3 protein-coding genes are annotated in these 3,788 nt (G+C 69.4%); 1 reads left to right on the forward strand and 2 read right to left on the reverse strand.

Annotated elements, in window-relative coordinates; all coding sequences use genetic code 11:
- Window positions 1-41: 41 nt before the first annotated feature.
- Complete coding sequence (locus tag ADBZ5N_RS17885) at window positions 42-1,079, reverse strand: IniB N-terminal domain-containing protein (protein ID WP_526259774.1); 1,038 nt, start codon at window positions 1,077-1,079, stop codon at window positions 42-44.
- A gap of 235 nt (window positions 1,080-1,314) precedes the next feature.
- Window positions 1,315-1,845: an Rv0340 family IniB-related protein gene (locus ADBZ5N_RS17890; RefSeq protein ID WP_526259776.1), complete on the reverse strand. Its 531-nt coding sequence runs from the start codon at window positions 1,843-1,845 to the stop codon at window positions 1,315-1,317.
- Between the two features lie 257 nt (window positions 1,846-2,102).
- Between ADBZ5N_RS17890 and ADBZ5N_RS17895 the strand changes: the two genes are divergently transcribed.
- The coding region (locus ADBZ5N_RS17895) for an Hsp70 family protein (protein WP_526259778.1) at window positions 2,103-3,788 on the forward strand (1,686 nt) is incomplete at its 3' end.

Genomic DNA, 3,788 nt, shown 5'->3' on the forward strand with positions numbered 1-3,788 from the left:
GGGGGCCGCCGGGGCCCCCCCCCCCGCCGCCTGCCGGCCGGTTAGAAGCCGAGCAGCTGGTTGCCCGACGCCAGCGACAGGTTGTCGCTGTTATCGAGCTCGCTGTTCAGCAGTGTGGTGTCCCGGCTCGCGTCGAACAGCGCGTGGTCGGAGTAGTCGTGCGTTGAACTATCGGTGATGGTGGTCTCCAGCACTGAGTTGTCCGAGCTGTCGGTCGTGGTGGTGGAGGTGACCTCCGTCGTGGTGACGGTGGTCGTCGTCTCACGTCCATCCGCGGCGGCGGTGTTCCCGCTGCCACTGACGGTCGTGGTGGTCTGGCCGCCGCCGATGGAGGTGCCGTTGTGGTTCTCCGCACCCTTGATCACCGCGCCGGAGTCGGCGGCGGCGATCGCGTCGGCGCCGGCGGTCATCGTGGTGCCGCTGTCGCGGATCACGTTGTCCTGGCCGGTGGCGACATTGGAGCCCTGATCGGCGCGGATGTCCCCGTTGGTCACCGCGTTCGCGTCGCCGAGCACTGCACCATCGCCACTGAGGATGTCGCCGTTGGCGTCCTCCCCTACGACGACACCACCGTTGGTGGCACTCTGGCTGGTCTTGTCCCCCAGCGTGATGTCGCCGAAGCCGAGGTTGAACCCGCCCTGCTGGGCGTTGGCGCCGGCGTCCTGGCGCGGGCTGAGCAGCGGTATCTCGTTGTTGCTAGCCAGGTCGGTGGTGTTCCGGCTGGCCAGTTCGGTGTTGGTTTCCGGCGCGAAGGTCGGCGACGGGGCGAACGTGGGCGCCGGGGCGTAGTCGAAGGCCGGGGACGGCGCCCAGATCGGCTCGAAAGACGGCTGCGGCGAGAACACCGCGGCCGGCCCGATCCCGTACTGGTTGGCCACCGCGCGTTGCAGACCGACAATCGGGTCGCCGTCACCGAGCACCATGCCGGGAACCGCGGTTGCGGCCACCGAGGACAGTTGAGCGGCGGTCACACCGACTATTCCGGCGTCGCGCATGGCTTGTTCCGGTGCGGCGACGAACGCCCTCGCGGCGTCTTCGCTGCGGAACAGGTTCAGGATCCAGTCGATGAGAGCGAGCATGTCGAGCCCTTTCGTAACTTTGCCTGCCGGTCCGTCCGGCAATCTGACAACCACGCTATGGACGCCGGGGGGACCCGGAAACGGGGTTGGGACCCCTTCTCCCTGAGGTCGGACTAGTGATTGATGGGGGATTCTGTTAGGGGATTAGGGGATGTCGACCCGGCCCCTAGGCGAGACGGAGGGACAACAGAAAACCCCACGTCACAGGACGTGGGGCCGTCGGGCCAGGGCCTGCTCAGAACCCGGAAGGGTCCCCCGTTGCGGACTGCGGGCCGCCTCCGGAATCCATGTCGGGGGCATCAATGAGCGGGGTATCGGTGTGGGTCTGGTCGGACCAGCTGACCTCGTCGGCCCAGTCCGTCGTCACCGACTGCACGGGCGGCGCCGGAATCGGCGTGCCCTCAAGGTCCGCCTCAGCACCAGCCCGGAGTGCGTCATCGGACAACGGTTCGCCGGAGATGATCACCGTCGGCGGGGTGGCCGGCTCAGCGGCGGGGCCGACTTCGAAGGCGTCAAAGGCGGCTGCCGCGGCACCGCTCAACCAGACGTTGCCTGCCCCGGGATCCAGGTCGGCCGGCCTGCCGAAGCCCGGGTTGGCCGCCGCCAGCGAATCGGAGAGAACCGGAATCAGGTTGTTGACGTCCGCGATGGTGACTCCCGTCAGCCCGGCCGCGGCGAGGGCACCGGCCGGATCGGCCGCGTAGCGGGCCGCGGCATCGGGGTCGCGGATCAGTGCCATCACGAAGTCGAGCAGCGCGTTGGCCATGTCGGCAAGGTTAATCGCCACCGAACCCCGCCGAATCCGGTGGCAGACCCCGCCTGCACGACGAGTGTTAGGGGATCAGCCCCTAGGGGACATTGGCTGGATTAGGGGATTGCTGGGCGAGCGGTGCGGGTGGAGGTTATCGTGGGGTGCCCGACGCCAATGCGCCGAGCGATGAGGGGAGATGAGGGGAGCATGAGGGGAGCTACGCGTTGAACCCGGTACACCCAACGCCACCGAGTCCGGAAAACCCGGCAGCCGTGGGACTGGCGATCGGGACGACCAATCTGGTCGCCGCCCGGTTCGGTCAACCGCCGATCACCCGGCGGTCGGTTCTGACACTCTGGGGCAACCGCCCGGCTGAAGTTGGCGTCCCCTCCCAGAATCCGGAACTGACCAGCCCCAATCTCACCCAGGCGGGATTGGTGCTGCGCGGTTTCGTGGAACGGGTGGGCGACCCGGTCCCACTGGTGGCTGCGGACGGCTCGGCATACCGAGGCGAAACGCTGCTCTTGTCCGCGCTGGAAGCGATGGCACGCGCCAGCGACGACGGGCGGCCGTTCACCGCGGCGGTGATCGCCGTCCCCGCGCACTGGGGCCCCGGCGCCGTCGGCGCTCTACGGGGCGCTCTGCGAACTAGTGCGCTGCTGTCGCCGGGGGGCGTCTCACCCGTGATCGTCGGCGACTCCGCCGCGGCCCTGGCCGCGCTGCAGGTCTCCCCGGGACTACCCGGAAGCGGGGTGGTGGCACTGTGCGACTTCGGTGGCAGCGGCAGTTCGATCACCCTGGCCGACGCGGGCGCAGCTCTGAGCCCGATCGGGGAGACGATCCGGTTCGGGGATTTCTCCGGTGACCAGATCGATCAGGCCGTGCTCAACCATGTCTTGACCGGCATCCGCGCCGCGGGCACCGACGATCCCGGCGGGACCGCCGCTGTCGGCGCCCTGACCAGGCTGCGCGAGGAGTGCCGGCTGGCCAAAGAACGGCTGTCTACCGAAACCGCAACCGTGGTACCGGCTGATCTACCGGGTCACCGATCCGATATCCGGCTGACCCGCCCGGAACTGGACGCACTCATCGCCGAGCCGTTCGCCGGTTTTCTCGACGCTCTCGGAGATGTGCTGGAACGCAACAGGATTCCAGCGGCCAGCCTCGCTGCCGTCGCTACGGTCGGCGGCGGGGCGGCGATCCCTTCGATCAACCAGCGACTATCGGAGGCATTGCGCGTGCCGGTGATCACCGGCCCCAATCCCGGGGTGGCCGCCGCAACTGGCGCCGCGGTGCTGGCCGCCCGCGGCAATGCGCCCGAATCGGCGACCGCCATCGCTCCCGTGGCGGCCGACGCTGCGACCAGCATCGCCCCGACCGCCTGGGCTGCCGGCGCGGCGGGGCAGGCCGCCACCGAGTCGGCCTCCGACGGCGCACCGTCGGCCACCTACCGGGCGCTGGCCTGGTCAGAGGGCGATGATGCCACCGAGGAACCGGTTCCCTACGCCGGCGCGGACTACTACACCGGTCCTCCACCGCCGAGTGACGTTCGGCCGGCGGTCGAGTTCGAGCGGGCGAACGCAGAACCCGACGAGGACACCCTGCTGGTGGCCGGGCCGCTCCCGTGGTACCGGCGTCCGCCGCTGTTGTTCGGCGTCGCCGCCGCACTGGCGGCGGTCGCCGTCGGCGGGCTGGCCGTGACGCTCACCAGCAGCGACAGCGCTCCCACCACCACCACGACCCGGGTGACCAAACCCGGGGAGAGTCCGGCAACCTCGGCACTACCGCCGCCACCGGTGACGACCACCGTGACCGGAACCAACGGGCTGACGACCGTGACAACCGTGACACCCACTACCACCGCCGCACCCACCTCGAGCACCACCCCCAGCACAGCAACCACGACCACCACCACGACAACCCCCACAACAACAACAACAACAACAACGCCCACAACC

The sequence above is a fragment of the Mycobacterium sp. genome, assembly GCF_044370595.1.
Taxonomy (GTDB): domain Bacteria; phylum Actinomycetota; class Actinomycetes; order Mycobacteriales; family Mycobacteriaceae; genus Mycobacterium.